The sequence below is a fragment of the Bacteroidota bacterium genome (assembly GCA_039111535.1).
Classification (GTDB): domain Bacteria; phylum Bacteroidota; class Rhodothermia; order Rhodothermales; family JAHQVL01; genus JBCCIM01.
In genome coordinates, this window is record JBCCIM010000317.1 from 1 (window position 1) to 4,352 (window position 4,352).

The 4,352-nt window shown below is 49.7% G+C and carries 7 protein-coding genes; all 7 read left to right on the plus strand.

Annotation, left to right across the window (positions count from 1 at the left end):
- On the plus strand, positions 1 to 239 hold a 239-nt coding region (locus AAF564_26195), incomplete at its 5' end, for a hypothetical protein (GenBank protein MEM8489065.1).
- Positions 240 to 341: 102 nt separating this feature from the next.
- Entirely contained in the window at positions 342 to 908 is a 567-nt protein-coding gene (locus AAF564_26200; protein ID MEM8489066.1) for a DUF3806 domain-containing protein, read from the plus strand.
- A gap of 211 nt (positions 909 to 1,119) precedes the next feature.
- Positions 1,120 to 1,512 carry a hypothetical protein gene (locus tag AAF564_26205; GenBank protein MEM8489067.1) on the plus strand — a complete coding sequence of 131 codons (393 nt, stop codon included), beginning with the start codon at positions 1,120 to 1,122 and terminating at the stop codon, positions 1,510 to 1,512.
- Between the two features lie 17 nt (positions 1,513 to 1,529).
- Positions 1,530 to 1,814: a sigma factor-like helix-turn-helix DNA-binding protein gene (locus AAF564_26210; protein ID MEM8489068.1), complete on the plus strand. Its 285-nt coding sequence runs from the start codon at positions 1,530 to 1,532 to the stop codon at positions 1,812 to 1,814.
- A 125-nt stretch (positions 1,815 to 1,939) separates the two neighbouring features.
- On the plus strand, positions 1,940 to 2,182 hold the full coding sequence (locus AAF564_26215; protein ID MEM8489069.1) for a hypothetical protein: 243 nt from the start codon (positions 1,940 to 1,942) through the stop codon (positions 2,180 to 2,182).
- A 114-nt stretch (positions 2,183 to 2,296) separates the two neighbouring features.
- On the plus strand, positions 2,297 to 3,115 hold the full coding sequence (locus AAF564_26220; protein ID MEM8489070.1) for a type 1 glutamine amidotransferase: 819 nt from the start codon (positions 2,297 to 2,299) through the stop codon (positions 3,113 to 3,115).
- 454 nt (positions 3,116 to 3,569) lie between these two features.
- On the plus strand, positions 3,570 to 4,073 hold the full coding sequence (locus tag AAF564_26225; protein ID MEM8489071.1) for a hypothetical protein: 504 nt from the start codon (positions 3,570 to 3,572) through the stop codon (positions 4,071 to 4,073).
- Positions 4,074 to 4,352: the final 279 nt, after the last annotated feature.

A 4,352-nucleotide genomic window follows, 5' to 3' on the forward strand; every position in this document is an offset into this window, starting at 1 on the left:
AATGCACATACCTTGATCTAGACGTGTTTGATATGAATGCTAAAGAATTATTCTTGGTAGTAGCAAGAAATGAAGCCTCCGTACCAACAGTGCTGCCTGGCGAAACATGCTTTTTTCCAAATCAAGGAATCAACCTTTGGGAGGCAGATGAGCAATATGATCGGAAAGGTGGCTTCAAAAGGCTAGTGTATGGGCAGGTAGGTGTTGAGTTGCCGGAAGGGTCACAAGTAGATGCCTAACAAGTACATCATGTCGCCCTGCGGGCTGGGACGCCTGGCTTCGCCAGCCGCCCCATATGTTTTGCGTTAGGCGGCACTATGGGCGTTGTCTCAAGCATTCTGGTGGCGTTAAGACGTTTTGGTAGTCCGACGCATAGATCAGCCCTGCGGCGACTGGATGACTTTCTGGAAAACAAGCGCGTACTGGAGCGCCGGATGGATGGGGATCGCCTCGTGGCTACTGTGGAGCCAATCCCCGAACAGGTGGAACCTCTATCTGAGGCGGCCGCGAGATCGATTCTGGAAAATGCTGCTCTAATTTCGCAGTTCATGATTCAGTTTGGCACAACCGAGAGTGAGCGATGGAGTATTCGGGAATTGAATGTCGCATATGCGGCGTGGGTCGCTTCTATTGAAAGGAAGGGGTACACCGATGAGATCGTGGTTGAAATACTTGGCGCTGCTTTCGGGCAAAGGTGTGTGGAGCAGTTCGGAATGCGGTGGGTAAAAATTACTGATGAAGACGGAACTGCGTTAGCTATACAGGGAATCGAGAAAGACTACCGGGCATTCCCCTACGATGCGATATCGAAACGTATAGCGGATGGTGAGCACGGTTTCTTCTTGCCAATCTTCGCTAGCATCCGTGATGCATCAGAGCAAGATTGGCGTCCAACTGGGGGGGGCTAGGTATTCAGGAGGCACAGACGGAGTGGAGCCAAACGATGTGTCGAGGGAGTGCACAGTTGGTCAGACCCACTTCCTGTGAGGCCAGCGCGGTGCCACCTAACAATGGGATGGAGCGGGCAGTCCTTAGTGTCACTGTTCTTTCAAGCGGGAAGAGCAAGGTCAGCGCCACTCTACGGTTTGCCGCTCATCCCCGGCGTTAGGCGGAATAAGGTTGTCAAATATTTTTGTAGTGTGCCGTTTCTATGTGCTATTTCTTGCACTCGCTGGCTTTTTATTTGGGCAACTATTCAATGGTAACTTTGAGTGGGGCGCTACTGTAGCTGGAGGATCAGGGTTTTTGGTGGCTGTACTTGCTAGCTTTAGATTCCAGGCGATCCACAACCACAGATATATAGTGGCAGGTTTGTGCGTATTGAGTGTTTCGGGAGTCGTCTTGAACGCAGCGAACTACTACGAAAACTACAATGTACCCGGTAGCTACTACGCATGGTTTTTGATCGGCCCATTTATCGGAGCATTGGTTTTTATGGCTAGTTTCGTATTTTTTAAGATGCCGCCTAACAAGTCAAGTAAATCGGACGGCGATGGCGCCGCCGCTTCTTGAAGCGTTAAGGGTGTCATATGAGTGACGAGAAGGATAAAGGGGTCGGAAAGCAAGAAGCGTCAGAAAATAGTGATCTTGGCAAGAAGAAAGAGGACTTTCTGACTAACCTGAGTGCTCGTGAAGCGGAGGTGCTGCGAAGCAGGCTAGGCATAGACCCAAGTGCCCAAAACACGCTAGAAGTTGTTAGAGAGCAGTTCGAAGTTACGAGGGAAAAGATTAGAGCGATTGAAGAGAAAGCTCTCCGTAGATTAAAAGGGAATGACAATGAAGATCCGGATGGCAAGGGCCCTGAAGCCGGCTGAACCCTTAACAAACAAAGGCAGCATCGCCCCTTGGGCTGGGCGCGCTGGCGCGCGCCGCTGCTTTGTGCGTTGGGCATGAAATGATGGGCCCTGATCCACAACGAATCGTGGCTAGAGGCATCTGGATGTATGACGGCACCGTACCGTGCGAGATTGTCATTCAGAAGGAAGACGTGTGGCCCGCATTCGATGATCCCGAGGACGACCCCGAAGCGGAAGACAAGATCATGCCTTGCGTATCCGTTTGGTTTGAGAGCCCTGGCGGAGGCCACACGTTCAACGCTGGAGGCGGATACTATCGCGACGTGGATAAAGCAAAGGCCGGTGTTGAGAAGATTTGCTCCGGCCCCGTCAAATGGAAAGACTGACTGCCCAACAAGACAAATGCAAGATATTGTCGCGTAGCTGCGCCAAATCCTGATTTACGACGTTAGGTTTAAAAGCAGTTATCGGCTTAACGGCATAGTTAAGGAGTGCTGGATATGACATCAATTCTTATTCTTGAAGGGAACACAGCGAATCTTGTTGATGAAGCTAGAGCACGTAATGGCGTTTCTCCTGCTCAGATGTATGAGCTTGCACTAAAATCGCAAGCACCAGATATTCAGTGCAATATCAAAGCTCCATACGAATGCAAAATCACGGATGAGAATTTAGACGATATAGACTGGGTTGTCTTAACAGGCTCTGGAGTCCCATGGTCAGTGGATGATCCGCAGGCTAGGCCGCTGCGAGAGGCAGTCACTAAAGTCTTTGAGCGCGGTATTCCTACTCTTGCATCATGTAACGGCATGCAGTTGGGTGCAGTAATTCTTGGTGGCAAAATCGGCGTTTCTCCAAACGGCATGGAGGTGGGGTTGGCTCTTGAAATTGATCGTACAAGTCTGGGTAAGGGGCACTCTCTGCTGCATGGCAGGACAGATGGTTACGCTGTGCCCTGCGCTCACCGTGATGAAGTTCAGGAGCTACCCAACAAAGCGTTGCATTTAGCGGGGAACGCTCACTCCCCAATTCAGGCCTTTGCCTATGAGCGAGGTGGGGTGAGTTTTTGGGGGGTGCAATATCACCCGGAGTTTACTGCAGCTTGGGTTGCTGATCTGATGCGGGCACCAGGGACGCTCTGGCAAAATTCCACAGCAGCAAATTTGCTTGATATCGCAGATACAGACAAGAATGCCGCAAAGCAACTTGGGGCCGGTGAGGAAGACTTAACTCCAGAGGTCAGAGTAACGGAAATAAGAAATTGGCTTGCCCATATTGATACATATGTTATTTTGGAACACAAGCAACCTAACGAATAGTTCCAGCTTATAATTTATGCGGTGTTTGTATTGTGGTCTCGCTGTCGCTCAACTTTACCAATTTACAAACACCGCATAAATTGCGACTGAACTTGACGTTAAGTAAAAATGTGGCAATTCGCAGGAGAAATGTTATGCCCGCAGGCCCATGGGATGATCCAACGATTCAAGCCTACTTGAGAGAATGGCGCTCGAATGTACAGCGATGTGTGAAGGCAGTGCATCCTAGATGCAATGTTGATCCGTTTGGTAGAATGTTTGGTGTAACCAACACGGGAGGTGTTATTACGCTAAACAGTGACCCCGACCCCATACCAGATACTGTTGTTCCGACTTCCAGGGAATACTACTACACCTACTTTCATACTCCTCTCGGCACAAGGTATTACCCTTGGACGGGATTGCAGTACATTGAGTTTAGGCAGAATGGGTCTAGTCCGAGCTCATTGCTGGCTTGCTCACCTTAGCCATTGAACTTGACAAGGCGGTCAAGTACGCGCCGGCTCGCGCCTCCACCGGGCGGGTTAAGCCGCGCGCAACCCGCCGCTTGCCGCGACGTCATGTCGAACCGGGTTACGCCTTTATGAGAATATTCATTATTACCGTTGGGTTGTTTCTGGCTTGTCAGAGTTTGCGTGCTCAGGATGTGAGATCCAATGAGGATTCAATTAGGGAGGCAATAGCGGAATTTGTATACTCTGCTTCTCACACGAGTGATGATGAAAACTCTCGAAAACTGTTTAGAGTTAGAACCATTCTCGGTGGTACGATCGGTTGCGTAGAAATCTATCCAGAACGTTTGGAGTTTAAGAGCCTCACTGTCCAAGCTCCAATGGGCAAAGCGACTGCTGAAATTGAAATAGGGTGCCACGGAGGAGGTGACAAGGCCTACGAAAATGCCAAGAAAATTGGTCTTGAGTTTCGAGGGGGTCAGTGGATAATTGCAAGTGTGGAGTAAGCATCAACGACATAACTCTTCATTGCAGCGGAGAAGCTGCTTCCGATCGGCCACAAGGCTGCTACAGGCCGGCAAAGTTTTATTCCCATAAGGATTGTGTGCATTTTGTGTCTTTCTAAGTCTCACTGACGTCACAACCCCATGAATAATGGGTCATGAATAACGTTCAAACGTAAATAACTCGAGAACGGTAAGTCGGATCAACGTGGGACCACCGCCATTCGACTCAGGATCGAAAGCTCTACAATCCCTGAAAATTTGATTTTACACCGAACTTCC